The sequence below is a fragment of the Sandaracinobacteroides saxicola genome (assembly GCF_014117445.1).
GTDB lineage: Bacteria > Pseudomonadota > Alphaproteobacteria > Sphingomonadales > Sphingomonadaceae > Sandaracinobacteroides_A > Sandaracinobacteroides_A saxicola.
The window spans coordinates 1,828,931-1,851,626 of record NZ_CP059851.1 but is presented as its reverse complement, the minus strand read 5'-3'; the positions used below and the strand labels follow the sequence as shown (position 1 = coordinate 1,851,626).

Annotated in this window: 24 protein-coding genes; 14 read left to right on the top strand and 10 right to left on the bottom strand. The window is 65.2% G+C overall.

The window, feature by feature from the left end:
• The first annotated feature begins 10 nt into the window (after positions 1–10).
• The 6 genes from trbK-alt to H3309_RS09240 are packed head-to-tail and all read left to right on the top strand — an operon-like array spanning position 11 to position 4,726.
• Positions 11–256: a putative entry exclusion protein TrbK-alt gene (trbK-alt, locus tag H3309_RS09265; RefSeq protein ID WP_182294462.1), complete on the top strand. Its 246-nt coding sequence runs from the start codon at positions 11–13 to the stop codon at positions 254–256.
• The gene (gene trbL, locus H3309_RS09260) at positions 253–1,581 is read left to right on the top strand and encodes a P-type conjugative transfer protein TrbL (RefSeq protein WP_182294461.1); all 1,329 of its coding nucleotides are present in this window, start codon (positions 253–255) and stop codon (positions 1,579–1,581) included. Before trbK-alt ends, trbL begins: the two co-directional genes overlap by 4 nt.
• Positions 1,582–1,585: 4 nt before the next feature.
• The gene (gene trbF, locus H3309_RS09255; protein WP_182294460.1) at positions 1,586–2,269 is read left to right on the top strand and encodes a conjugal transfer protein TrbF; all 684 of its coding nucleotides are present in this window, start codon (positions 1,586–1,588) and stop codon (positions 2,267–2,269) included.
• Positions 2,266–3,282: a P-type conjugative transfer protein TrbG gene (trbG, locus tag H3309_RS09250; RefSeq protein WP_182294459.1), complete on the top strand. Its 1,017-nt coding sequence runs from the start codon at positions 2,266–2,268 to the stop codon at positions 3,280–3,282. The genes trbF and trbG overlap by 4 nt, the downstream gene beginning before the upstream one ends.
• Positions 3,279–4,508 (top strand): TrbI/VirB10 family protein, encoded by a 1,230-nt coding sequence (locus H3309_RS09245; RefSeq protein WP_182294458.1) that lies wholly within the window; start codon positions 3,279–3,281, stop codon positions 4,506–4,508. Before trbG ends, H3309_RS09245 begins: the two co-directional genes overlap by 4 nt.
• Complete coding sequence (locus H3309_RS09240) at positions 4,505–4,726, top strand: DUF2274 domain-containing protein (RefSeq protein ID WP_182294457.1); 222 nt, start codon at positions 4,505–4,507, stop codon at positions 4,724–4,726. Before H3309_RS09245 ends, H3309_RS09240 begins: the two co-directional genes overlap by 4 nt.
• A 14-nt stretch (positions 4,727–4,740) precedes the next feature.
• Here the strand turns inward: H3309_RS09240 and H3309_RS09235 are convergent, their stop codons facing one another.
• From H3309_RS09235 to H3309_RS09205, 7 genes are read right to left on the bottom strand one after another with little or no spacing between them, the layout of a single operon-like run.
• Positions 4,741–5,046, bottom strand: a complete 306-nt coding sequence (locus H3309_RS09235; protein ID WP_182294456.1) for a hypothetical protein — start codon at positions 5,044–5,046, stop codon at positions 4,741–4,743.
• A gap of 1 nt (position 5,047) precedes the next feature.
• Complete coding sequence (locus H3309_RS09230; protein WP_182294455.1) at positions 5,048–6,016, bottom strand: LysR family transcriptional regulator; 969 nt, start codon at positions 6,014–6,016, stop codon at positions 5,048–5,050.
• The gene (locus tag H3309_RS09225; RefSeq protein WP_182294454.1) at positions 5,997–7,544 is read right to left on the bottom strand and encodes an efflux transporter outer membrane subunit; all 1,548 of its coding nucleotides are present in this window, start codon (positions 7,542–7,544) and stop codon (positions 5,997–5,999) included. Before H3309_RS09225 ends, H3309_RS09230 begins: the two co-directional genes overlap by 20 nt.
• A complete protein-coding gene (locus tag H3309_RS09220; RefSeq protein WP_182294453.1) occupies positions 7,541–9,109 on the bottom strand; it encodes a DHA2 family efflux MFS transporter permease subunit in 1,569 nt (522 codons plus the stop codon). Before H3309_RS09220 ends, H3309_RS09225 begins: the two co-directional genes overlap by 4 nt.
• Positions 9,109–10,200 carry an HlyD family secretion protein gene (locus H3309_RS09215; protein ID WP_182294452.1) on the bottom strand — a complete coding sequence of 364 codons (1,092 nt, stop codon included), beginning with the start codon at positions 10,198–10,200 and terminating at the stop codon, positions 9,109–9,111. Before H3309_RS09215 ends, H3309_RS09220 begins: the two co-directional genes overlap by 1 nt.
• A complete protein-coding gene (locus tag H3309_RS09210; protein ID WP_182294451.1) occupies positions 10,197–10,775 on the bottom strand; it encodes an isochorismatase family protein in 579 nt (192 codons plus the stop codon). Before H3309_RS09210 ends, H3309_RS09215 begins: the two co-directional genes overlap by 4 nt.
• 1 nt (position 10,776) lies before the next feature.
• The gene (locus tag H3309_RS09205; RefSeq protein WP_182294450.1) at positions 10,777–12,423 is read right to left on the bottom strand and encodes an FAD-dependent monooxygenase; all 1,647 of its coding nucleotides are present in this window, start codon (positions 12,421–12,423) and stop codon (positions 10,777–10,779) included.
• A 152-nt stretch (positions 12,424–12,575) separates the two neighbouring features.
• Here H3309_RS09205 and H3309_RS09200 point away from each other — a divergent pair, with 152 nt between their 5' ends.
• Positions 12,576–13,493, top strand: a complete 918-nt coding sequence (locus tag H3309_RS09200; RefSeq protein ID WP_182294449.1) for an HIRAN domain-containing protein — start codon at positions 12,576–12,578, stop codon at positions 13,491–13,493.
• A gap of 2 nt (positions 13,494–13,495) precedes the next feature.
• Here H3309_RS09200 and H3309_RS09195 read toward each other — a convergent pair whose 3' ends face one another.
• From H3309_RS09195 to H3309_RS09185, 3 genes are all read right to left on the bottom strand, one after another.
• Positions 13,496–14,044, bottom strand: a complete 549-nt coding sequence (locus H3309_RS09195) for a nuclear transport factor 2 family protein (RefSeq protein ID WP_182294448.1) — start codon at positions 14,042–14,044, stop codon at positions 13,496–13,498.
• An 89-nt stretch (positions 14,045–14,133) separates the two neighbouring features.
• Positions 14,134–14,985 (bottom strand): AraC family transcriptional regulator, encoded by an 852-nt coding sequence (locus tag H3309_RS09190; RefSeq protein ID WP_182294447.1) that lies wholly within the window; start codon positions 14,983–14,985, stop codon positions 14,134–14,136.
• Positions 14,982–15,860 carry a helix-turn-helix domain-containing protein gene (locus tag H3309_RS09185; RefSeq protein ID WP_182294446.1) on the bottom strand — a complete coding sequence of 293 codons (879 nt, stop codon included), beginning with the start codon at positions 15,858–15,860 and terminating at the stop codon, positions 14,982–14,984. Before H3309_RS09185 ends, H3309_RS09190 begins: the two co-directional genes overlap by 4 nt.
• A gap of 432 nt (positions 15,861–16,292) precedes the next feature.
• Between H3309_RS09185 and H3309_RS09180 the strand changes: the two genes are divergently transcribed.
• From H3309_RS09180 to H3309_RS09150, 7 genes are all read left to right on the top strand, one after another.
• Positions 16,293–16,901 (top strand): isochorismatase family protein, encoded by a 609-nt coding sequence (locus H3309_RS09180; protein WP_182294445.1) that lies wholly within the window; start codon positions 16,293–16,295, stop codon positions 16,899–16,901.
• The gene (locus H3309_RS09175) at positions 16,894–17,874 is read left to right on the top strand and encodes an NADP-dependent oxidoreductase (protein WP_182294444.1); all 981 of its coding nucleotides are present in this window, start codon (positions 16,894–16,896) and stop codon (positions 17,872–17,874) included. Before H3309_RS09180 ends, H3309_RS09175 begins: the two co-directional genes overlap by 8 nt.
• Positions 17,871–18,545 carry a Crp/Fnr family transcriptional regulator gene (locus H3309_RS09170; protein ID WP_182294443.1) on the top strand — a complete coding sequence of 225 codons (675 nt, stop codon included), beginning with the start codon at positions 17,871–17,873 and terminating at the stop codon, positions 18,543–18,545. The genes H3309_RS09175 and H3309_RS09170 overlap by 4 nt, the downstream gene beginning before the upstream one ends.
• An 11-nt stretch (positions 18,546–18,556) precedes the next feature.
• On the top strand, positions 18,557–19,162 hold the full coding sequence (locus H3309_RS09165; RefSeq protein ID WP_182294442.1) for a superoxide dismutase: 606 nt from the start codon (positions 18,557–18,559) through the stop codon (positions 19,160–19,162).
• A gap of 93 nt (positions 19,163–19,255) precedes the next feature.
• Entirely contained in the window at positions 19,256–20,833 is a 1,578-nt protein-coding gene (locus tag H3309_RS09160) for an efflux MFS transporter permease (RefSeq protein ID WP_182294441.1), read from the top strand.
• Positions 20,830–21,894: an HlyD family secretion protein gene (locus tag H3309_RS09155; RefSeq protein WP_182294440.1), complete on the top strand. Its 1,065-nt coding sequence runs from the start codon at positions 20,830–20,832 to the stop codon at positions 21,892–21,894. The genes H3309_RS09160 and H3309_RS09155 overlap by 4 nt, the downstream gene beginning before the upstream one ends.
• Positions 21,891–22,682, top strand: a complete 792-nt coding sequence (locus H3309_RS09150) for a c-type cytochrome (RefSeq protein WP_182294439.1) — start codon at positions 21,891–21,893, stop codon at positions 22,680–22,682. Before H3309_RS09155 ends, H3309_RS09150 begins: the two co-directional genes overlap by 4 nt.
• The last annotated feature ends 14 nt before the right edge of the window (positions 22,683–22,696 follow it).

Below are 22,696 nucleotides of genomic sequence, written 5' to 3'. Positions count from 1 at the left end.
GGGACGCCCGATGTCACGAAACGCAAAGATCGCGGGCGTCGCGGCGTTGGCCGGGATGATGGTGACGGTCGGGGTTGTGTCCGCGTCCCGGCCAACGCCTGAGCCTGCCACCGTTCAGACCAAGGGCGCGCTGACCGCCGCCGCACCAGCAGCCGATCTCCGCCGCTGCCGGACCGTCACCTTGCCCGACAGCAGTTGTGATGCGGCATGGGAAGCCAAGCGCCGCCACTTCTTTGGAACGGACGACGAGCGATGAACGACACCGGCGTGATCGACACCTTCCTTGGCGTCTTTACCGGCTACATCGATAGCGGGTTCGGCCTGCTCGGCGGCGAGGTCGCCTTTCTGTCGACCACACTGATCGCCATCGACTTGACGCTTGCCGGGCTGTTCTGGGCTTGGGGTGCCGACGAAGACGTAATGCAGCGCCTCGTCAAAAAGACGCTGTTCATCGGCACCTTCGCCTTCATCATCGGCAATTTCGGCACCCTCGCCACGATCGTGTTCGAGAGTTTCGCGGGGCTCGGCCTTCAGGCCAGCGGCGGTAGTCTGTCGCTCGCCGATTTCATGAAACCCGGTGCGATCGCTGCGACCGGCCTCGACGCCGCCGATCCGCTGCTCGCCGCAACCGAAGACCTGCTCGGACCGGTCGGGCTGTTCACCAACTTCGTGCAGATCCTGCTGCTGCTTCTGGCGTGGGTGATCGTCGTTCTCGCCTTCTTCATCATTGCGATCCAAGTGTTCGTCACCTTGATCGAATTCAAGCTCGTCACGCTGGCAGGGTTCGTCCTGCTGCCCTTCACCTTCTTCAACAAGACCGCATTCATGGCCGAACGCGTGCTCGGCCATGTCGTCTCGAGCGGCATCAAGGTGCTGGTGCTCGCGGTCATCACCGGCATCGGCACCACCTTGTTCAGCCAGTTCACCAGCGGATCGATGGGTGCCGAGCCCAATCTCGAGCAGGTCATGGCGATCGCGCTCGCGGCCCTCACCTTGCTCGGGCTTTCCATCTTCGGCCCCGGGATCGCAAACGGCATTGTCTCGGGCGGACCCGCGCTCGGCGCAGGAGCAGTGGCAGGCACCGCGCTTATGGCAGGCGGAGTGGTGGCCGGCGGCGCTGCGGCAGCGACCCTCGGCGCGGGCGCGGCCGCCGGTGCGATTGCCGGTACGGCGCGTGGCAGCGCCTTCGCCTCCGGCGCTGCCAGCAGCGCCTATGCACTCGGTTCGGCCGGGAAGACGGGCGGGGCTGCGATTGCAGGCGGGGCCGCTGCGGTCGGCAAGGCTGCGGTCGGTGCCGCCATGTCGCCGCTACGCAAGGCCGCCGCTTCGCTGAAGGACAGCTATCGCTCAGGCGGCCGCGCCGCAGCAACCGCCAGCGGCGGCACCGTGTCCGGCGGGAACCCGACGCCGCCTTCGTCACCCAATGGGCCGCCCAGTTCTTCCGGTGCGCCTCCCGCCTGGGCCGCCGCGATGAAGAACCGTCAGGCCATGACCCACGGCGCAACCATCGCTGCCCACACCCTGCGCTCGGGCGATGGCGGCGGCAGCGGTGCTGCGGTCGACATCACTCAGAAGGACTGATCCCATGTTTCGACGACCCTCCATCCGCTACAGTCAGACGCCCGAGGCGGTGACCCCATATCAGCGTGCCGCGCAGGTGTGGGATGACCGGATCGGTTCCGCCCGCGTGCAGGCGCGAAACTGGCGGCTTGCCTTCTTTAGCACCTTGGCCCTCTCGGGCGGGCTCGCCGGAGGTCTGGTCTGGCAGTCGGCGCGCGGGCACATCGTGCCTTGGGTAGTGCAGGTCGACCGGTTCGGCGAAGCGCAGGCCGTTGCGCCTGCCGAAGCCGGCTATCGCCCGACCGACCCGCAAGTTGCGTTCCATCTGGCGCGCTTTATCGAGCAGGTGCGCAGCATCCCAACCGATCCGGTCATCGTCCGTCAGAACTGGCTGCGCGCCTACGACTTCACCACCGACAAAGGTGCACTTGCGCTTAACGACTATGCGCGCGCCAACGACCCCTTTGCCAATGTCGGCCGGGTGCAGGTGGCGGTGGACGTGTCGAGCGTCATCCGTGCATCGCCCGACAGCTTCCGCGTCGCCTGGACCGAGCGCCGCTATCAGGACGGCAGTCTCACCGCCACCGAACGCTGGTCGGCGATCCTGACGGTCGTGGTCCGGCCGCCGCGTACCCCCGACGCCCTGCGCAAGAACCCGCTCGGGGTCTTCGTCAATGCCCTCAACTGGTCGAAGGAGCTGTCCCAATGACCGCCACTCCGTTCCGCCGCGCTGGATCCGCAGCGTTGCTCGCCTCCGCTGTAACGCTCGCCGGCTGCGCCACCACGTCGGCGAGTCCTGCCGTAAACACCTATGACGAGCCACCGGTGGAGATCGCCGCGACACCCGCGCCCGAACCGGTGCGCCAGGTCGAGGTGGTGGCGATCCCCGAGCCTCTCCCGCTGCCCGGCCAGCTGAGACCGGTGACCGATAGGCCCCTTGCCGCAGAACCGTTCGATCCCCGCCAGCGCGTCGGCGCGGCGAACGCCGCCGCCCGCGTGCAGCCGGTACGCGCTGGCTTCATCAACGCGATCCAGCAATACCCATGGACCGAGGGTGCGCTCTATCAGGTCTATGCCGCACCCGGCCAGGTGACGGACATTGCCTTGCAGGAAGGCGAACAGCTCGTCGGGCCGGGTCCAGTGGCAGCCGGTGACACCGTGCGCTGGATCATTGGCGACACGATCAGCGGCAGCGGGCCGGCTACACGGGTGCATATCCTCGTCAAGCCGACCCGGCCCGACCTTTCCACCAACCTTGTCATCAACACCGACCGCCGCTCCTATCATCTGGAGCTTCGCGCAACGCCTGCGACTTACATGGCGTCGGTTTCATGGACCTATCCGCAAGACCAGCTCATCGCGCTGCGATCCGCCCATGCCGCGGCGCAGTCCGCTGCACCGGTCGCGACCGGGATCGATCCGGCTGCGCTCAACTTCCGCTACCTTATTGAAGGCGACCGTGCATCGTGGCGTCCGGCGCGCGCTTTCGATGACGGGCGGCAGGTGTTCATCGAGTTTCCGGTCGGTATTGCTCAGGGCGAGATGCCGCCACTGTTCGTGACCGGCCCCGCCGGCGATGCAGAGCTCGTCAACTACCGCGTCCGGGGCCGCTACATGGTCGTCGACCGCCTGTTCGCCGCAGCCGAACTGAGCTTGGGTGACCGGCGTAGCAAACAGCGCGTCCGCATTTTGCGTGACGACAGCCGGGAGCGGCGGCGATGAGCGAGCGCGACGATGATGCTGACGTGCCACTCGAACCAGCAGCGCCGCAGTCGGCTGTCGCCGACGCCCGAGCGTTCCAGCTTCGCGGAGACCCGCCCCGCGTCATGCGCCTGTCGCGCAAGGCGCTCGCCGTGGTCGGGGGCGTAGCCGCCCTCGGCATCGCCGGTTCGCTGATTTACGCGCTCGCTCCTGCGGATGAAAAGCCTGCACAGGAACTCTACAACACCGAAAGTCGATCGACGTCCGAGGCGATCACATCCGGTCCTCAGGACTATGCCAATGTGCCCAAGCTCGGTCCGCCGCTCCCCGGCGATCTCGGCGGGCCCATCGTATCGGCGCAGCAACGCGGGGAAGCTGTGCCGTTGCCGCCGATTGGTGCGCAGCCCGGTCAGCCCGATCCGCACGCGCAGGCCGCCGAAGCAGCGCGGCAGCGCGCCCAGCAAGAAGGGGACGCTGCAAGGATGAGCGGCGTTTTTCTGGGCGGCAACGCTGGTGGCGGCGCGACCACTTCGGCGTCATCCCTCGTGCTGGCCGACCAGGAGGCACCGCAGTCTCAGCAGGCGGCTGCGGCGGTAAACGATCAGGCTTCGAAACGTGGCTTCCTAACCCAGGCGTCGAACCAGCGCACGGTCAGCGCCGAACGTCTGGTTGCGCCCGCCTCGCCGAACGTCGTGCAGGCGGGCAGCATCATTCCCGCCGCGCTCATCACCGGCATCCGCTCCGACCTGCCCGGACAGATCACCGCGCAAGTGACGCAGAACGTCTACGACAGCCCGACGGGGCGTATCCTGCTGATCCCGCAGGGCGCGCGGCTGATCGGCGAATATGACAGCGAGATCGCCGCAGGCCAGTCCCGCGTCCTGCTCGCCTGGGACCGCCTGATACTGCCCGATGGCCGCTCGATCATTCTCGAGCGCCAGCCTGGCGCCGACGCCGCCGGGTTCGCGGGGCTGCAGGACCGGGTCGATCAGCATTGGGGCAATCTGCTGCGGGCCGCCGCGATTTCGACACTGCTTGGGATAGGAGTCGAACTCGGTGCTGACGACGAGGGCGATCTTGTCCGGGCGCTGCGCCAGGGCAGCCAGCAGACGATCAATCAAAGTGGCCAGCAGATCGTCGATCGGGAGTTGAACGTGCAGCCGACCCTCACGATCCGACCCGGCTATCCACTTCGGGTCATTCTGACCCGTGACCTTATCCTTGAACCGATGGGGAGCAGGCGATGACCAAGCTCAAACTGGGCCCGCTAGCGGACGATCGCCCTGCGAAATTGACCATTGAGCTGCCTGCCTCCGTTCACCGCGACCTCATGGCATATGCTGCGGCGTTGGCGGCGGAGACAGGTGGACCGCCTTGCGCACCGGAGAAGTTGGTTGCGCCGATGATCGAGCGTTTCATGGCCACTGATCGCGGTTTTCGCCGCCATCGTCCAAAGGGTAGCTGACATCCTGATGTATGTCACTTTTCCCTGAAGCGCTTGAAGCGGTCCCTGCTTTCCGCTTCAACAATCGCCTGTTCAGCATTTGCGCATTCGGCTCCACGCAGCGACCCGGCTCCGCAACCTGCGGTGACCCGACGGGCTTCGGCGAGATTAGCGGCGAAGTATTGGACTCCTCGCGCTTCGCCGTCATCCGCGATCGCAGACCCTGCTGCAACAACGGCTGGAACTCGGCTAGGCGCGATAAACGGCCGAAGCAGGAATCCGGCCATGAAGCCGATACAGAATAACGTGATCCAAACAAAGAGGTGCTTGCTTTGCGTCATTTCACAAACCTCCTGATTTCAGCTGTTTGCCTAATTTCGGAAGATCGAACGAAAGCGCATATCGCTGGCCAACGAATACAAGGAAACGCTGCAAGGCCGCGTTGTCTCGCTCATCTCGCCAGTATGCCGAGTAACCCGCGAGAGCTTGCCCTTGCTCACCATGTATTGGTCGATAGACTACCTCGGGGTAACGCGCGCCAATCGAACCTTCACAAACAATGGTGACGTCCAAGCCTCCGCCCAAGGTGCTCAACAAAGTCTCCCGGCTCGACCGACGCATATGGATCTCCGGCTGACGGCCCAAAGCGCCCAACCGTCCTAAAAGCATGTCTCGCAACTCGGCTCCAGGGTCTGCAACTGGCAGCAATACCCGCTGGCAGCGGAGGTCAGTCCAATGAATAATCTCAGATTTTGCGAGCGGGTTTATCGTCGATAGAGCTAAAAAAATGCGTTCGCTCCACAGAGGCAAAATGCGGAGATCCGCATGCCTTATTTCCCCCAACAGGAAAGCAATATCAATCTCACCGCTATCAAGCCCTGCGAGTAACGCACCGCGATCAGCTTCTACGCATTCAATCTCCACGTCGGGATAGGTATCGCGCCAGTTCATTATTGTTGCCCGCAAGTTGCCAGCAGAAACAGAGCTATTGTGTCCAAAGATCAATACGCCGGCACGTCCTTGTCCGACAGCGCGCATAATTGTCATTAAATTGTCCGCAGTGGCTACCATCGGTCGTGCACCCCGGATGAAAGCTTTCCCGGCTGTCGTCATAGAAACGCCGGCTCTCGATCGTTCAAAAATCGCGGTACCGACAATCCGCTCCAGTTTTTGAACCGAGCGGCTGAGCGTGGACTGCTCGACGTCAAGCGCCCGCGCGGCTCGGTAGAAGCTGCCATGATCAGCCGCCGCAATCGCATGACGAAGTTGGCGGATATCGAAAGGCATCAGGTCACTCGCGATTAGCTTCATGCTGAACGGACTGCCGCGGAGTGACGCTATTCTCAGACAATGGCTTGATGAATGCGTTGGCCCTGCGACTGGCGGGATCGGAATTGACGCCGCCCATCGGAGCTCCGCCCCCCAACACACGGTACAACGCGATGAGATCGCTGGCCGCGACCGCTTTCGCATTCGCCAATTGATCCTTGGCCTGAGCGTCGGTGCGCTCGGCATCAAGGACGGTCGTGAAATCGGCGATGCCGCCGCGATAGGCGATCCGTGTCAGGCGCACCGCCTCCGAGGTCTGTTCGGCCTGTGCGGTCAGAGTTTCGAGCAGCGCGCGATCGTTTTGCAGCGCGACCAGCGCGTCCTCGACCTCGCGCAACGCAACCAATGCGGTCTGCTGATAGGTGAGCCGTGCCTGCTCTGCGCGGGCGCGCGCCGCCACAATATTACTTTTGGCACGGCCACCATCAAAGATCGGCCCCGCCAGCGTGCCGAGCGCCTGCCAGACAAGGCTGGGTGCGGCGAGCAAATTGCTGAGTGCCGTGCTCGAACCGCCACCACTTCCAGTGAGCGTCAGGCGGGGCAGCGCCTCGACTTTGGCGACCCCGATGTTGGCGACCGCAGCGGCATAGGTGCGTTCGGCGACCCGCATGTCGGGCCGACGCAGCAGTACCGATGCCGGCAACCCCGCCGCGACGACCAGCGGAGGCTGCGGAATTGGTATGGCGGTCTCAAGCCGTGCCATCAGTGCCGTCGGCGGCTGCGCGGTGAGCACCGCCAGCCCATGCATCAGCGTGCGCGCGGCCGTCCGCAAGGGCGGCGCCGCGGCGCGTGCCAGTTCGAGCTGCGCAGCGGCGCGGGTTTCGTCGAGCGCGGTGCCGATCCCGCCGATCCGCTTTTCGCGCGCCACATCGCGTAACGCACGGGCGGCGGCAATGTTGTCGTCCGCGACTGCAAGCCGCGTCTGGATCCCGCGTAGGGCGACATACTGCCGGGCCACCTCGCTGGCGGTGGCGAGCCGAACGGCGTCCGCGGATGCTTGGGCTCCGCCGATCCGCGCATCGGCCGCTTCGACCGAGCGGCGCAGGCCCCCAAACAGGTCGGTCTCCCAGGCAACATTGGCCCCGAGATTGAAGCTCGGATTGGTCCGTTGCGGCAGAAATGCACCGTTCGGGGTATTCCGGCTGACGCTGCTCTCACCCACGCTCCCCGAGCCGGTGATTTGAGGCAGCAACCCCGCCGCAACGGCGGTGCGGCTAGCGCGTGCCTCGTCGATCCGTGCCAGCGCGGTCGCGATGTCGAGATTTGCCGCAAGCGCCTCTTCGACCAGTTCGTCCAGCATCGCGTCGCCAAGCGTGCGCCACCATTCGGCTGGCACTTCAGCTTCGGCCAGCGGTGATGGCCTGGACGGCTCCCCGACAAAGGCGGGGGGAGCAGGCGGGGGGAGCGCGGCATAGTCCGGCCCGACCATGCAACCCGCTAGAAACAGGGGCGATGTTATTCCGATGACGGCGCGCAGGCCTTCATTGGATTGCGTGCGCCAGGGGATCAATGTCGTGCTCCTGATATCGCACCAATATTTCGCGGTTTTCGCAAGGCGAGTGCCAGAGGAAGGCACATCAGCAGCAGCACCGCGAGCCATTGGTAAATTGTGAGGTAGGCGAGGATCGACGATTGACGCAGCAGCTCCGCGTAAAGTTTGGCTGAGACCGTATCGCTAGTCATCGTCCGTCCATAAAGCTCGCGCAGCGCCTCGTATCCGAAGCTGCCGGGCGCGAGGTGCGCCGCCAGCGCCGATTGGTGCGCCTGCGAAAGCCGGTCGGCATAGGCAGTAACCAGGCTGATCCCGACCGACCCGCCGAGATTGCGCGACAACGCGACCAACGAAGCCGCGTTATCGCTGTCTCTGGGACGGATGTCGGCGAATGTGATCGTCGAAATTGGCACCATCAGGAACAGCACGCCCAACGCCTGCGCGCAGCGGAACAGAACGAACATGGTGAAGGACTGATTGGGGTCGATGAAGCTGGACAGGTACATCCCCGCGCCGGTCAACGCGAAGCCAAAGGGGATCAGAATCCGCGGGCTTAACGCGCTCATGAGCGTACGAGTGGCTGGCATCAGCATAAGGATCATGATCGCGGCCGGCGCGAGCACGAAACCCGACCAGGTCGCAGTGTAGTTGAAATCGCGCTGAAGCATTGCCGGGAGCAGCACCGCGCCGGCAAAGATTGTCACGCCCATCGCAAAGTTGAGCACGCAACCAATCGCAAAATTGCGGTCCCGAAACAGGAACAGGTCGATAATCGGGCGGCGCTGGCCCAAGAGCCACCAAATCCCAACCATGAATGCCGAGATCGAAAGACCGGCGAAGAACAAGATGAACGGGCTGGTGAACCAATCTTCTTGCTGGCCTTTGTCGAGAACGACTTGAAGGCACCCGAAGGCGACGATCGCCAGACCTAGCCCTATCATATCGATCCGACGGGCCTCAGGATCGCGCGTCGGAGGTTTGTCAGGAAGCAGACGATACAGCAGGTAAGCAGCCCCAACGCCTACCGGCACGTTGATAAGGAATACCCAGCGCCAGCTCATATTGTCTGTAATCACCCCGCCAAGCGCTGGGCCGAGAATTGGCGCGATGATCGTGGCAATTCCTGCAAGCGTAAACGCGAAAGCTCGTCGTTCGGGCGGGAAGGTATCTACCAGGATCGCTTGCTGCGAAGGCTGCAACCCGCCTCCTGCAATCCCCTGCACCAGCCGGAAGACGACCAGCATCGGTAGCGAAGTGGCAAGCCCGCAGGCGAGCGACAGCGCGCAGAACGCAAGCACCGAACCTATGAAGAACCGCTTGCGCCCGATCAGCCCCGACAGCCAGCCTGCCAAAGGCAGCACGATGCCGTTCGAGACCAGATATGCGGTCAGAACCCACGTGCTCTCATCGCTGCCCGCACCCAAGCTTCCGGCTATGTGCCGCAACGCGACGTTGATGATGGTAGCGTCGAGCACCTCCATGAAGGCGGCGATCGTCACGGTCAGTGCTATTACGATGCGCCGACGCTCGCTGATCGCGGTCGGGACGGCGGTCGGCTCCACGCTGGCGACCGCACTCGCCATCAGTTTGAAACCCGGATCGTGGACACGACCGACATCCCCGGGCCCAACGGCAGCTTGGGGTTGAGGCCCGAGGTGATACGGATCTTGACCGGCACCCGCTGGACGACCTTGACGAAGTTGCCGGTAGCGTTCTCAGCCGGAAATGCCGAAAAGCGTGAGCCAGACCCGGCCTGGATTGAGTCTACCACACCTCTCAGCTTCAGGCCGCCATAGGCGTCGACCGTGATGTCAACCCGGTCACCGATGCGCACGCGCGCGAGCTGCGTCTCCTTCAGATTGGCGACGATCCAGGGATCGTTCTGCACGACGAGCGCGAGGAGCTGTCCAGGCTGCGCGTAGCTCCCGACCTCAGCCGAGCGGCGGGCGACCCGGCCGCTTACGGGTGCGACGACCCGCGTTCGCTGGAGGTCGACTTGCGCCGAGGCGAGGTCGGCGCGCTGCACCGCCATCGTCGCGCGAAGTTCTCCGACACGGTTCGACGCAACTGCGATCTGCGTGCCTACCGTGCCCGCCGACGCGGCACGCGCCCTCGCGTCGGCGAGTGCCGCTGCCGCCGAACGCTCATTGGAAAGCGCGAGATCGATCGCCTGCTGCGTCGTAACTTTCGGGTCGATCGCGCGAAGCCGTGCGAGATCAGCACGGGCGCGGGCGAGCGTCGCGACGGCCGATGACACCTGCGCCTGCGCGCTTTCGAACGCGGCGGGAGACTGGACGCGCGTCTGATCGACGGTGAGCTGGGCGGTGCCGATCTGCGCCTGCGTCTGCCCCAGCGTTGCTTCGGCGCGGTCGACGCGGATCTGGTAGGTCGCCGGGTCAATATCGAACATCGGCGTGCCCATTGCGACGACCTGATTGTCACGCACGCGCATCGCGGTGATCCTGCCAGCCACCTCGGCCCTTATCTCGCTGACATGGGCCTCGACGAACGCATCGTCAGTTGAGACGAGGTCACGCCCCGAATACCACCAGCCACCGCCGCCCAGCGCGACGCCCGCAAGAATGATGAGCGGGATCGCGCGCTTGCTGGTCGGGACACGCGGGGCGTCGGTAGATGTGGCGGGTGCCGTCTCAGGCGCGGGCGTGTCGCTCATCGGGTCGAGGGCCTTCGCCCATTCGCCGCCTCGGCAAGCGCTGCGATAATCGGCGCGGTCGCCGCGGCAGTCGGTCCGTCGAAGCGGCGCATCAGCCCGGCGGCGACCGCTTGGACAGTTGCGATTCGAGCGCCCAGCTGGACCAGTCGGGCCTGCGCGGCACCTGCGGCGATCGGGGTCGTCGTTGCGCATGCGTCGAGCGGGACGACGACGTCCAGCCCGAGGCCGATCGCGCTTTCGACCGCAAACGCCACGCCAATGTCGGTTGCAACCCCGGCGGTGATCAGCGTCTTCCGACCCAAAGCAAACACCGCATTGGCCAACTCGCCATCGTCGAAGGCGTCGGCGGTCATGCGGTCGATCCGGGCAAGATCGTCCAGTGCCGCGATCAGATGCGAGCCCTCGGGCCGCTTGCCCGCTGTGGCGATGATCGGCACCGCGTGTATGTCGGCAACGCGCCGCAACGCGTCGACGCTGGTCTCCAAATCGCTCGCGACTTCGGCCTCGAGCATGGCAATTGAGCCGGGCTGCAGGTCGATGAGCAGCAGTGCGGTCTGGGCGGCGTTGAGGCGCATATCAGGCCGCGACCGCGCTCGGTGTCGCAATGAGCACCTTGGCGAGGTAGTTCTCGATCGCTGAGGCATTGTGCGCGCTGCAGCGCAGGCCGACATACCAGTCGGGGCGAACGAGGATCAGCGTAGGGTCAGAGACTCCAAAGGCATGATGCGCTTCGTCGTCGACGTCATGGACAAGTTCGACGAGGGCGGCGTCTCCGTTTCCGAAGCACAGCGTTGGCGTGATGACGAACGCCTTGATTCGTTCGCCGTATATGCCGACCAGCTCATCGGCGATGTCGATCAGGTCGTGCGCATCGCCGCGCTTGCCCGCAAGGAACAGCGCAGTCCAGTGAGTGCCCCGGAACAGCTGCTGGATGCGCGACGCGCGACGACCAGGCCCGCGCACGACCTGCGCATCGGGGACACGGTCACCGCCCAGCACACCTCCTGAGCCGTCGTATGATTCGGCAAGCGCACCGCCGCGGTAATGGAGGTCGACTTCCTCCACCGCCGCACGCAGTCTATCTTGAACCCGCGTTGTGTTGAGAAACGAGGCGCCAAGCAGCCGAATTGCCGCCTCTGTCGCCGCGTTTGGGGTCACGAGACGACGGAAGCCGCCGTCGGTGAAGTTAATAAGGCGTTCCGCCTTGGGCTGGCGCTCGGCATCGTAGCTGTCGAGGAGCGACGCTGGCGCCCAGCCCCGAATAACCGACGCAAGCTTCCAGGACAGGTTGAACGCGTCCTGCATGCCCGTGTTCATGCCTTGGCCCGCTACAGGGACATGGACGTGACCGGCATCGCCGGCGATGAACATCCGTGCGCCGGCGCGGAAGGCACCCGCAACACGGTGCTGAGTGCGGAAACGGTTGAGCCAGAGCGGGTCCGATAGCGTCGCTTGCGGATCGACGACGTCACGGACGATATTTTCCATTTCAAGCAGCGTCGGATCCGAAGTGTCGGTCGCATCCTGGTCGGGCCGGGCGCACAGCACGCGGTAGAGGCCCTTTCCGTCGAATGGAAACAGGCCGAGGAAGCGGTCGTGGTTGATAAAGACGTAACCGCGACCCGGCACGAGCGAGGCATGCACCCGCGCATCGGTCTGGACGAACTCGAAACCCGTGTAGCGCTCGCCCTCGAAAGGGATGTCAGCCGTCTTGCGGACGATACTGTTCGAGCCTTCGCAGCCGCACACATAGGCCGCCTCGGCAATCTCCTCGCGACCGTCAGGGTGTCTCAGCGTGACGCGGCAGCTGCCGGCGTCCTGCTCGACGGCGACAGCTTCGACGGGCCGCTCGACAACAACGCCGAGCGCAGCGAGATGCGCGATGAGGATGCGCTCGGTCTTGTCCTGGCCGATGTCGAGCGGTCCTCGGTCCTGATCGCCGTCGACGCCGAACAGGCGGACAGTCGCAAGGTGCCGCCCCAGCGCATGAAAGCTAAGCTCCTCGAAGCGATGCCCTTGCGCGTTGAAGTCCTCCGCAATGCCCATCGCGTCGAACATCTCTCGGGTGCGGGTGTGGACGACGCTCGCATGGCTATGTTCCACGGGCCCGGCGCGCTTGTCGACGATCCTGACCCCAACACCGAAGCGCGCGAGGTGCGCCGCCATCGTCATGCCGACGGGGCCTGCGCCGATGATCATCACTTGGTTCGCATCATTAGCCATCGGCACACCTCGTCATCTGAGCAAGTCATGCGCCGCTTCGAGGCTACGGTCTTTCAGTCGCGGAAGGCGGTTTTCAGATTCCTGCGAAGACGCATAGCTCCCCGCAAAGACTACCTTGACGACTAAGCATCGATCGTCCGAACGTGTCGGAGATGGAAACGAGTGTCGGCACCGGTCGGATGCGACCTCTCGGCAAATGGGTGCAGACGACGCCGCTGCTAGCCGTTGCAGGAACTTCTTTCCGTGCCAATGAGGTTCGCAGGTTTGTCGAAGCAGTTCGTCTGGCCGAGAGGCAGGGTGAACATTATGGCGTCAGGCTAGAGCGCGAACGCGGCAACCCACACGACCCCAACGCGGTGAAAGTGCTGGGTTATGCCAGCTGCCGCCGGTTGCTGCGCGGCGTCCGTCAGGAAGAATTGCACATCGGATATCTGCCGAGGGAAGTCGCGGCGGAGCTTGTGGGGCCGGTAATCGACGCCGGTCATGTGCACGGGGCCGAACTCTACGACATAGTTGTCGGCGCGGACGGCGTATCGATCCGCTTCTTCGTGCTGCTGCCGGTCGACTCTCCGGTCAAAGATTGGAGAGCTCGCCGCACCGCATCGCTGGCAACCGATCCCGATCGCCTGACTGACGAGCAAGTCGAATTTATTCGGACCCGGTCTCTAGGCCTTTATCGTAATACCAGGCTTGAGCAGGCCGAGGCGTTCAAAAAGATTGGCGACTACCCGGCTGCCCTCGACTCGTACCTTCGCGTCGCGTGGCTCGACGCGCAGGGCGTTAACAATGCGGGGACCATTGACGGTGAGCCCTCGCCGCGAGGGATCGCATTTACGCAAGAAGACCGTTTCCTCGCACCTGGCATCGTCAAGGCGATCGCGCAGGCTTCCAACTCGCTGAAGATCGACGCCGCTGAATTAGCGCGGCGGGCTTCCGAGGCCGGGCTGAGAGAACGGCGGGCGCTCGGAAAGCTGCGCCCGCCGGTCGACGACGAGGATGCATGGACGTTCTTCGCAGGACCCGTGGCCGAGATGGTCGCGACCGGGACGAAGTGGCGCATCCGTCAATAGGATCAGTCGAGCCGCCTCTGCAGGGCCAACGGTCGTCCCAGGTTCGGCGGCAGCTTGTAGCCGTGGCCAGTGATCCGCGTGTCGTCGACCCAGATATAGTGGTAGCTGCGCCGCGCGAAGCGCCAGTGGCCGTCGACCTTTACCAGCGCGTCGTCGTAGATCGCGAAATTGTCGTAGCTGCGCGACTGGTCGGTCTGGCGCGCGAATTCGCGGATTTCGGATCGCGCCGTCGCATGCTCGAGATCATCGGCGATGTCGACGGCGCTGGAATGCGTCAGCTGCACGAAGAATTCCCAGCCCACCATCAGCCGGTCGAGCATCGGCGCGATCTCGCCGATGCCGCGCCCGACGAGTAGATAGGGCTCGCCGATTTCCCACACGCAGTTCTCGGTCCACAGCGCGTGGAACGCGGGCCGGTCATCGCGCCCGACCGCATCGGAAAAGCTGGCAATTGTCTGGCGAACGGCCGCCTCGGCCTCCAGTCGCGCGATGCGCTCTTCGATGCCAGTGTTGATCATGTCGGGGGCCTTGCGATGGAACGTCGCGATCACGCTGACAGCGGACGGTCTCGCTGTCTTTCAACCAACCGAACAGAATTTCGCAATTCTGCCAATGGTGGCCATTGTCTCGGACGCTTGCCTTAAAGTTTGCATTCCCGGCGATAGCGCGCCGGGCTGACGCCAAGCCGCTTCGTGAAGGTCGATGTCAGGTGCGCCTGGCTGGAGAAGCCTACGCCATAGGCAATGTCCGCGATCGTCTGCGAACTCCCCTCAAGCAATTCGCGCGCACGCTGAATGCGCCGGTCGATCAGATATTGATGCGGCGTTTGGCGGAAGCGATCAAGAAATGCCCGGGTGAAGCTGATCGGTTCGCGGCCGACAAGCGTTGCCAAGCTCGCCAGCGAGTGGCCATCGTCCAACGATGCTTCGATGTGATCGGCCACAAGCGCGGCCTCGGCATCTGACAGACACGCGCGTTTCGCGGCAAGCCGAGAGGGAGCTGCTGCCGACAGGATCAGCCCCTGCAACGCGGTCAACAGACCGTCAATCAGCAAAGCTTCGCCGGGAAGCGCACTCGTTTCCGATAACAATGTCCGACACACTTCATCGACCAGCATCTGCGCGCGCGCATCACGATGGAATTGGAGCGGCGCTGCGTTGCCGACCCCCGCGTGCGTTCCGATGCCCGACTGGAAACCCACAACGAGATGGCGGCCGGTAAGCGTGACCTCGCGCTCCTTTATGGAGGTGCCGGCGAGATGGAAGTTGATCGTCCGTCCAGGCGATGAACAACTACGTATCGGCGAAAAGTCGGCGGCGAAGCGCGATGAGAAGGGCGCAGTTGCAAAGAGAGCGACATCGCACGGACAGACATCATCATATTCCCACACCGACGCTCCCGGTGAGATCAGCTCCGCGCTGAACCGGTCGGATGCGTAGTATGCCAGTCGCAAAGGTGGCGACAGCAGGGCATCGCTGATCAAAACGCTCACGACCGCTGCTCGCGCCGATAGCGCGCGGGACTGACGCCGAGTCGCTTGGTGAATGTCGATGTCAGATGCGCCTGGCTCGAGAAGCCGACATCGTAGGCGACATTGGCAATAGTTTCATCCGTCTGCCTCAACAGGCATTTGGCGCGTTCCACGCGGCGCTCGAGCAGCCAGGCGTGCGGCGTCCTGCCGGTGGTTTCGCGGAACGCGCGGTGGAACGCGGACGCGGTCATGCCGACAGATGCACTGAGTTCGACCAGGGAGTGGTCGCCCGCGAGATCGGCTTCGATGCAGTCGACGATGCGAGCAAGCGTCTGCGCGTCCAACGCCACGGGACTGCGCGCGTGCGACCCGGCCAGTGTGCGCAGTCGATGCATGATCGACGCGATCAGCGACTCCTGCAGCAACCGCTCGTTCTCGCAACCGCCATCACAGGACGCCCAGACCATGTCGAGCAGCGTCGAGACGATCTGGTCGCGCACAAAATTCGCGTGGAGACCGTCGAAGTCGATGGGGGCGCCGCTGCGGTCGGGCTCGATGCGGTCGATCTCGGCCACGGGCAAAACCAAGGCATCGAGCTCGTGCGCTTTGTCGAGGATATAGGTCGTGCCCTGATGCGGCATCGTGATTGCGATGTGGTTCACCAGCGGCGTGAACGATTTTCGGCCCGACCCCAGGTCGAAAAGACCCGGCGCTGCAGACGAGCGCAGTCGGGCCAGGATCAGGCTTGCTGCTGGCGGGTCGGACATGTCTCCAGCGGGTTGCGCGCAGCGATACATCGCTGCGCCCGAAGCCGGGCCGAGCATCTGGCGCGCCATCACGAACGGCGCGACCTGGCCGGTTTCAAACCAGTCGATGTGCGTGTAGTCGACGTTCACGACCGCGGCTCCTGCCAGCCGATTTGCGCGGCATGATCGTGTGGTGACACGTCAGGCGCGCGGCTGCAGGAATCGGCCAAGCTCGTCATGAAATGCTTCCGTCTGCTCGTCGCAGGCGGGATAGCCGCGCGTCGCCCGGCCAAGGCGCGCACTCAATTGCGACGGTAGAGCGATACTATTGCAATACTTCAATCTCAAGACAAGGCACTTGGCCCGGGCACAGCAAGAAACTGAAAAACGGTATCCGTGCCTGAAAGACAGATCCGGCCAGATTGCGGCATTCAAAGCATCGCACGGTCCGCCCCCCATTGACCGCGCAACCCACCCCGGGCCGCGGATCACCCCCTTCCGCCGCCCGTCGGGTCCCGCTGCCCAAAGGCCAGGGTGGCGGGACCCGTTCGTGGCGCCAACGGGGCTGAAGGATGCCAATTCATGGAAACGACGCCGTTCGAACCAAAGGACACCGCGCTGCTGCTGATCGATCATCAGGTTGGCACTATGGGCCTCATCCGGACGATGGACCGCGCGCATTCGCTCCGGATGGCAATTGCGCTCGCGAAGACCGCGCGCGTGCTCGACATGCCGATCGTTCTGACGACCAGCCAGGAGGATCACACACAGGGGCCGCTCGCGACCGAACTCGCCGCGCTGCTCCCCGACGAGTATGCGGTGCGCATCAAGCGCCAGGGCATTGCCGACGCGTGGCGCGACGCGAATTTCAAGGCGGCAGTCGAAGCCACGGGCAAGCGCAATCTGGTGATGGCGGCGGTGACGACTGATGTCTGCCTGGTGTTTCCCGCCATCTCCGCTGTTGCCGATGGGTATCGGGTGCAGGGTGTGCTCGACGCCAGCGGCTCGCCCTATGACGTGTCCGAAGAGATGGCGCGGCGGCGGATGGCGGCGGCGGGCGTGGTGCTGACCGCCACCAACACGCTGATCGCCGAGCTGGTGCAGGACTGGTCGACAGCGGCCGGCCAGCAGCTCATCGGTCTGCTGTTTTCAGACGTGCTGCCGCCGATCGAGGGCGCTGGCCATGGCTGACGTTGCCGCCCCCACCGCAGCGCGCGACGAGCCTGCGATCGATGTCCAATCTCTGCACATGCGCGCGTGTCGGTTCGGGGCCTATGGGCCGCCGCACGTTCTTGCCGTCGAACAGGTCCGCCTGCCGCCGCTCGGCGAACATGAGGTGCTGGTGCGTGTGCTCGGTTGCGGCATCAACCCACTTGACCTGAACGTCCGTGCCGGTCGCGTCGCCAGCCTGATGCCACGCGAACTGCCGTCCATTCCCGGCTGGGACCTGGCGGGCAATGTGGTCAAGCGCGGCAAGAGCGTCGAAGGGTGGGCGCCGGGCACGCCGGTGGCCGCGATGCTCGATTACCGCGCTTCGGGCGCAGCCTGCGAATATGTCGCCGTTCCTGCCTTGCTGCTCGCCGAGCGGCCCGTCGCGGTCGCACCTTCGGTGGCGGCCGGGCTCGTCACCCCGGCGCTCACCGGTCGGGCGCTTGCTCAAACGGTTCAGGGCGCAGCGCGTGTTCTGGTTGCGGGCGCACTCGGCAACGTGGGGCACTGGTTTGCGCAGTTCGCTCGCGAAAATGGTGCGCGCACGTTGATCGGGCTCGTCGCGCGGGACCGCGGCATGGATGCCGCCGGCGCCGGCTACGACCGCCTGGTCACCGCCGAGACGATGCGCGAAGGGCAGGTCGGTCCTGTCGATGCCGTCGTCGACTTGGTCGGGGGCTCGACTCGCGCCCTTCTGCGGCCTTGGCTCGTGGAAGGCGGTGTGCTGGTCGGCACCACCGAGCCGCCGTCTGATGCCGATTTCGCGCGGGGCATTCGTGCCTCGATGCTCATGGTCCGACCCGATCCGCCCGCGCTCGAGGCTATCCTGCGCGGTGTGGCCGAGGGGCGCTATGCCGCGTCGGAGGTCGCGACGATCGGCCTCGACGACGTTGCCGCGCTTCATGCGGCGATGGAGGCAGGAATTGCGCCACCAAAGACGGTGATTGTCCCGTGAACGCCATCGACCTCGTCGGCCATTTTGCGTTCGCACTTGGCGCGCTGTCGCTCGCGATGCGCGACATGGCGTGGTTGCGGGGCGTCGGCATCGCCTCGGGGCTTGTCGGGCTCGGCTACAATTTCTTTGCGGCGGCGACGCCGCTCTGGCCGCCGATCCTGTGGGGATCGGTCTATCTCTTCATCAACGCTTGGGCGCTCGCGCGCCTGCTCCGCGAACGGCGGCCCGACGATCTCGCCCCTGAAATTGCGCGGCTGAAAGCAGAAACATTCCCGCACATGAGCCTGTGCGAGTTCCGGCGGCTCGCGCGCGATCTGCGCTGGATCGATGCCGCCCTCGGCGAGGTGCTCGCGCGCGAGGGCAACCGGGCTCACGCCGTCATGGTGCTGACGTCGGGGCGGGTCGATGTCTATGCCGGCACGCGGCTGCGCGGCCGCCTCGATCCGGGTTCGATCATCGGCGAAGCTGCACTCGTCGCCGACCACCCCTATGCCGCCACACTTGTCGCTGCAGGGCCGGTCAGACTCGCCTGCTGGGACGCGGCTGATCTTGCCCATTTGTTCGCGGCCAGCCCTGCAACTGCGATCGGATTCGAGCGCGCCTATCTCCGCCTCATCCCGGCCGACGCGCAGGTCCGTCGCAGATCCGCGCCCATGCCCGTCCCCACCTGATGGAGCCAGCAATGCCCTTTTCCCTGCCGCCCTTGCCTTACGCGCTGGACGCACTCGAGCCTCATGTGTCGGCACGCACGCTTGCGTTCCATCACGGCAAGCATCACCAGGCCTATGTCGACAAGGCGAATGCGCTTGTCGCCGGGACCGCACTCGAGGGGCTGGGCGCGCACGATCTGTTGCGCCGCGCCCACGCCGACGGCAACACCGTGCTTGCCAACCAGGTCGGTCAGCTCCTCAACCATGACATCCAGTGGCTGTCGATGACGCCACACGCCGCGACGCCGTCTGGCCGGCTGCGCGCGCTGCTCGACCGTGACCTTGGCGGCATTGACGGGTTCAATCGGCAGTTCACGGCGGTCGCGACCGGACACTTCGGATCGGGCTGGGCATGGCTCGTCGTCAAGCCGTCTGGAACGCTCGCAATTGCGGCAACGCATGACGCCGGTTGTCCCGAGATCGAGCCGAACGTCACGGCGCTGCTTGTCCTCGATCTGTGGGAGCACGCCTATTATCTCGACCGCCAAAACCGACGGCCCGATTATGTCGAGGCGTGGCTCGGCGCGCTGATCGACTGGCGCGGGGCGGAGAGCCGCTTGCCCGAGCGCGTGTCGTGAGCGGTAACGCGGGCGTAATCGACAAGCGTGCGCGCCTCGCCAAGGGCGTGGCGCGCACGCACCTGCTCGATCCCCACGGCATGCGCGGCTGAGATGGCGGAGGCGGTGGCCCCGGTCGGCGCGACGCTGGCGCAAAGCGCTGCTCCTGAGTCCGCGCCGTCGTCGCCGGTAATCGCCGAGCGTCGCCTGGCCGGCTTCGCGGTCGCCCTCGCGGGCACGTTCGCGACCGGGATCACCGCGCAACTGCTCGGGGTCGGCATTGCCGACGTCGGCGGTCGGCTGTCGCTGTCGACGGTCGAGGCGTCGTGGCTGCGGGTGGTCTATCCGGCGGGGCTGGTGTTCATGCTTCCGCTCGCGTCGCCGTTGTCGCGCGCGCTCGGCCCGCGCCATTATCTCGCGCTGCTTGCCGCCCTGTTCGCCGCCGCGTGCCTCGCTTCGGCGGTGGAGGGTAATTTCAGCACTGCGGTTTCAGCGCGCCTGCTGCATGGCCTGTCGGCGGGCGGCTTTTCGATCGTCGCCTTCGGCCTCGCCTTCCGTGCGTTTGCGGGGCGCAGCCCATGGCCGGGCCTCGCCTGGGTCGCCTTTGTCGGCACCGCGCCCGCGATGCTCGCGCTCCCTGCCGCTGCGTGGCTCGACGGCGGCGCAGTCTGGCCCTGGGTCTTCCTCGCCACGGCGATCGCCGCGATCGCCATCGGCGCAGTGGCGCTCTCGGTGTTCCCTGCGGAGGGTTTCGATCGCCGTCACATCACCGGCCTCGACTGGTTCGGCTATGCGGCACTGGCGATCGGCCTCGCCGCAATGCTGCTTGGCTTCGGGCAGGCCGACCGCTTCTTCTGGACCGACGCCGCCTGGGTCGGCGGTTTGCTCCTGATCGGCAGCGTCGCGCTCGCGGCGTTCCTGATCATCGAGACCGTCCATCCAACACCACTCGTCGAAATCGGGCTTATGGCGAGCGGCGGGTTTGGCGTCGCGCTCGCGGTCAACCTCCTCTGGCGATTGCCACTCGTCGAGCCAACGGTGCTCGTGCCCGGCGCACTCGCCACATTCACAGGTTTGCGGCCCAACCAGGTTGCGACCGTATTTGCGCCGATCGTCATGCTCCATGTGCTGCTTTACCCGCTGACCGCGCATGTTGCGAAATGGCTCGACCCGCGCGCGATGTGCGCCACCGCGCTGATGTTGCTCGCAGCCGGCACCGCCTTGGACGCTGCGGTGACTTCGACCTGGGGGCTGCCTGAGTTCCGCGCGTCGCAGCTCATCGCCTTCACAACTGTGCCAATCGTTGCGACGTCATTGCTCCTCGTTGCGACAGGCGATGTGTCACCGACGCAAGGTGCTTCGGCGGGCGTGCTATGGAACGCTGCCGCCAATCTTGGCGGTACAGTCGCGGGTACGCTGACCGCAACCTTTCTGCGCTTGCGAACCGACTTGCACCAGTCAGCAATCCTCGAAAACGTGAACGCCGCAGCCGCGACCGCATCTCAGGCATTCGGGGGCCTTGCTGTGTCAGGTGGTACTGCACACGGGCATCTCGCCGGGCTGATTGTCGGGCGTGCGCATCTTCAGGCTTCGGCCCTTGCCTATCAGGACGCATTCCGGTTGCTTGCCCTTGTCGGGCTGTCGGTCGCGCCGCTCGTCATGCTGGCGCGTCGTCCGGGGTTTATCCGTTGAAGCGGCACGTCGCCTCGCTGGCGTTTGCCGGCCTCGGGCTCGTTGCCGTTGCGATTGTCGCAAGCGCATGGGGATTTGCGCCGATGGCCGGAGAGGCTTTATCGACCGACGACGCCTATGTGCGGGGTGACGTCACCGTTATCGCACCGCGCGTTGCAGGCTATGTTGACCGCGTGCTCGTCTCCGACTTTGCACACGTGCGCGAAGGGGAGCCGCTCGTCCGGTTGCGGACAGAAGATTACGTCGCACAGGTGGCGCGTGCCGAGGCGGTGCTGAGATCACGTGAAGCCGCGCTCGCGGCCAATGTGGAGGCACAGCAGGAGGCCCTCGCCGCCATCGAGCAGGCCCGCGCATCACGTGTTGCAGGCCAGGCAGAGCGTCAGCGCAGTGCAACATCGTTCGCGCGTGGCGAGACGCTTTGGAAGCAGGGGGTCTACACTACCGAGAGCCTCGATCAGGCGCGCGCAGCGCGCGACAGCAGCGCCGCAAACGTGATTCGCGCGGCCGCTGCGGTCGATGCGGCGAAGGCGCATGCAGCAACACTGGTGGCGCAGGCGGCAGGCCTTCAGGCTGACGTTGCGACTGCGAAAGCCGATCTCGATCTTGCCCGCATACAGGCCGGATACACTGTCTTGGCAGCGCCGGCCGACGGCGTGGTTGGCGAGCGGATGGCGCGCGTTGGCCAGTATGTTCAGCCGGGCGTCCAGGTGTTCGCTCTGGTGCCGTCACGCGGGCGATGGATCATCGCCAATTTCCGCGAAACACAGTTGGCCAGGATTGCCATCGGCGACCGGGTGAAAGTCAGCGTGGATGCACTGGGTGACGCCCGGATCGATGGACGCGTGACAGCGTTCGCACCGGCAAGCGGTTCTGACTTCGCACTTCTGCCGCCTGACAACGCCACAGGCAACTTCACCAAGATCGTCAGGCGATTCGGGGTGCGCATCGATCTCGACGGTCCGGCATCGACGGTCGCGCGGTTGCGGCCCGGCATGTCCGTCGTGGTTTCGGTGCAGCCGAACCGCGTCCCCACCACCCGACGGCAGGTGACGGCACGATGAGCAGACGGATCATCGCAACAGTTGCAATCCTGCTCACTCTTGCGGGGTGCGACGGAGGCGCGCCGCGTCCACCTTTCCAGGATCCGGACGGGTGGCAGGCAAAGCTTGCGACCGCCGATCCTGCGCGCGGTGCCGCTCTGTACGCGCAGATGCACCGCCTGTCCGGCGAGCGCGAGGCACTGTCCTGCGCGACCTGCCACGGGCCTCAGGGCGGCGGCAATTACGGTCTTGAGAACCCGAAGCATATCGCGCCGCGCCTGGCGGGACTCAACACGGTCTATGTCGGCGAGCAACTGCGCGCCTATGCAAACGGCACGCGTGTATTCCCGCCGATGCAGGCGTTGGCAGGCAAGCTGTCGTCGCAGGATGTGGCCGATCTTGCGGTGAATGTTGCACAGCTCGATCCCGGCCCTGCGCCCTTGCAGACGCTCACGCCCGCGCTCGTCGAGCGAGGACGCGTCGTCTGGACCGAGGGTGTGGTCGGCGCTGCCACCCCGTGCGCGCAGTGCCATGGCAAGGCAGGCGAGGGAAAGGTGCTCCGCAGTCCCGCTATCGCGGGCGAGCCATTCCCCTATATCGTCGCGCAGCTGACGACCATGCACGACAGGGGTCGCACCGGCACCACGGCTGCCGATACGATGTCGGCGGCTGTGGGCAGGCTGCGCGACGACGATCTTGTGGCCGTCGCCGCCTATGTCGCTTCCCTTCAGGCGCGCGAGGTCGGCGAGAGTCGACCGGCGAACGCGCCTGCCGCGCCGACAGAAAAGCCGAACCGTGGCGGGGTGTGATGGGCTTACCGGTT

Bases quoted from the DNA above. Each gene is read 5' to 3' on its own strand.
- trbK-alt (WP_182294462.1), top strand. From the start codon at position 11: ATGTCACGAAACGCAAAGATCGCGGGCGTCGCGGCGTTGGCCGGGATG.
- trbL (WP_182294461.1), top strand. From the start codon at position 253: ATGAACGACACCGGCGTGATCGACACCTTCCTTGGCGTCTTTACCGGC.
- trbF (WP_182294460.1), top strand. From the start codon at position 1,586: ATGTTTCGACGACCCTCCATCCGCTACAGTCAGACGCCCGAGGCGGTG.
- trbG (WP_182294459.1), top strand. From the start codon at position 2,266: ATGACCGCCACTCCGTTCCGCCGCGCTGGATCCGCAGCGTTGCTCGCC.
- H3309_RS09245 (WP_182294458.1), top strand. From the start codon at position 3,279: ATGAGCGAGCGCGACGATGATGCTGACGTGCCACTCGAACCAGCAGCG.
- H3309_RS09240 (WP_182294457.1), top strand. From the start codon at position 4,505: ATGACCAAGCTCAAACTGGGCCCGCTAGCGGACGATCGCCCTGCGAAA.
- H3309_RS09235 (WP_182294456.1), bottom strand. From the start codon at position 5,046: ATGACGCAAAGCAAGCACCTCTTTGTTTGGATCACGTTATTCTGTATC.
- H3309_RS09230 (WP_182294455.1), bottom strand. From the start codon at position 6,016: ATGAAGCTAATCGCGAGTGACCTGATGCCTTTCGATATCCGCCAACTT.
- H3309_RS09220 (WP_182294453.1), bottom strand. From the start codon at position 9,109: ATGGCGAGTGCGGTCGCCAGCGTGGAGCCGACCGCCGTCCCGACCGCG.
- H3309_RS09215 (WP_182294452.1), bottom strand. From the start codon at position 10,200: ATGAGCGACACGCCCGCGCCTGAGACGGCACCCGCCACATCTACCGAC.
- H3309_RS09210 (WP_182294451.1), bottom strand. From the start codon at position 10,775: ATGCGCCTCAACGCCGCCCAGACCGCACTGCTGCTCATCGACCTGCAG.
- H3309_RS09205 (WP_182294450.1), bottom strand. From the start codon at position 12,423: ATGGCTAATGATGCGAACCAAGTGATGATCATCGGCGCAGGCCCCGTC.
- H3309_RS09200 (WP_182294449.1), top strand. From the start codon at position 12,576: ATGGAAACGAGTGTCGGCACCGGTCGGATGCGACCTCTCGGCAAATGG.
- H3309_RS09180 (WP_182294445.1), top strand. From the start codon at position 16,293: ATGGAAACGACGCCGTTCGAACCAAAGGACACCGCGCTGCTGCTGATC.
- H3309_RS09175 (WP_182294444.1), top strand. From the start codon at position 16,894: ATGGCTGACGTTGCCGCCCCCACCGCAGCGCGCGACGAGCCTGCGATC.
- H3309_RS09165 (WP_182294442.1), top strand. From the start codon at position 18,557: ATGCCCTTTTCCCTGCCGCCCTTGCCTTACGCGCTGGACGCACTCGAG.
- H3309_RS09160 (WP_182294441.1), top strand. From the start codon at position 19,256: ATGGCGGAGGCGGTGGCCCCGGTCGGCGCGACGCTGGCGCAAAGCGCT.
- H3309_RS09150 (WP_182294439.1), top strand. From the start codon at position 21,891: ATGAGCAGACGGATCATCGCAACAGTTGCAATCCTGCTCACTCTTGCG.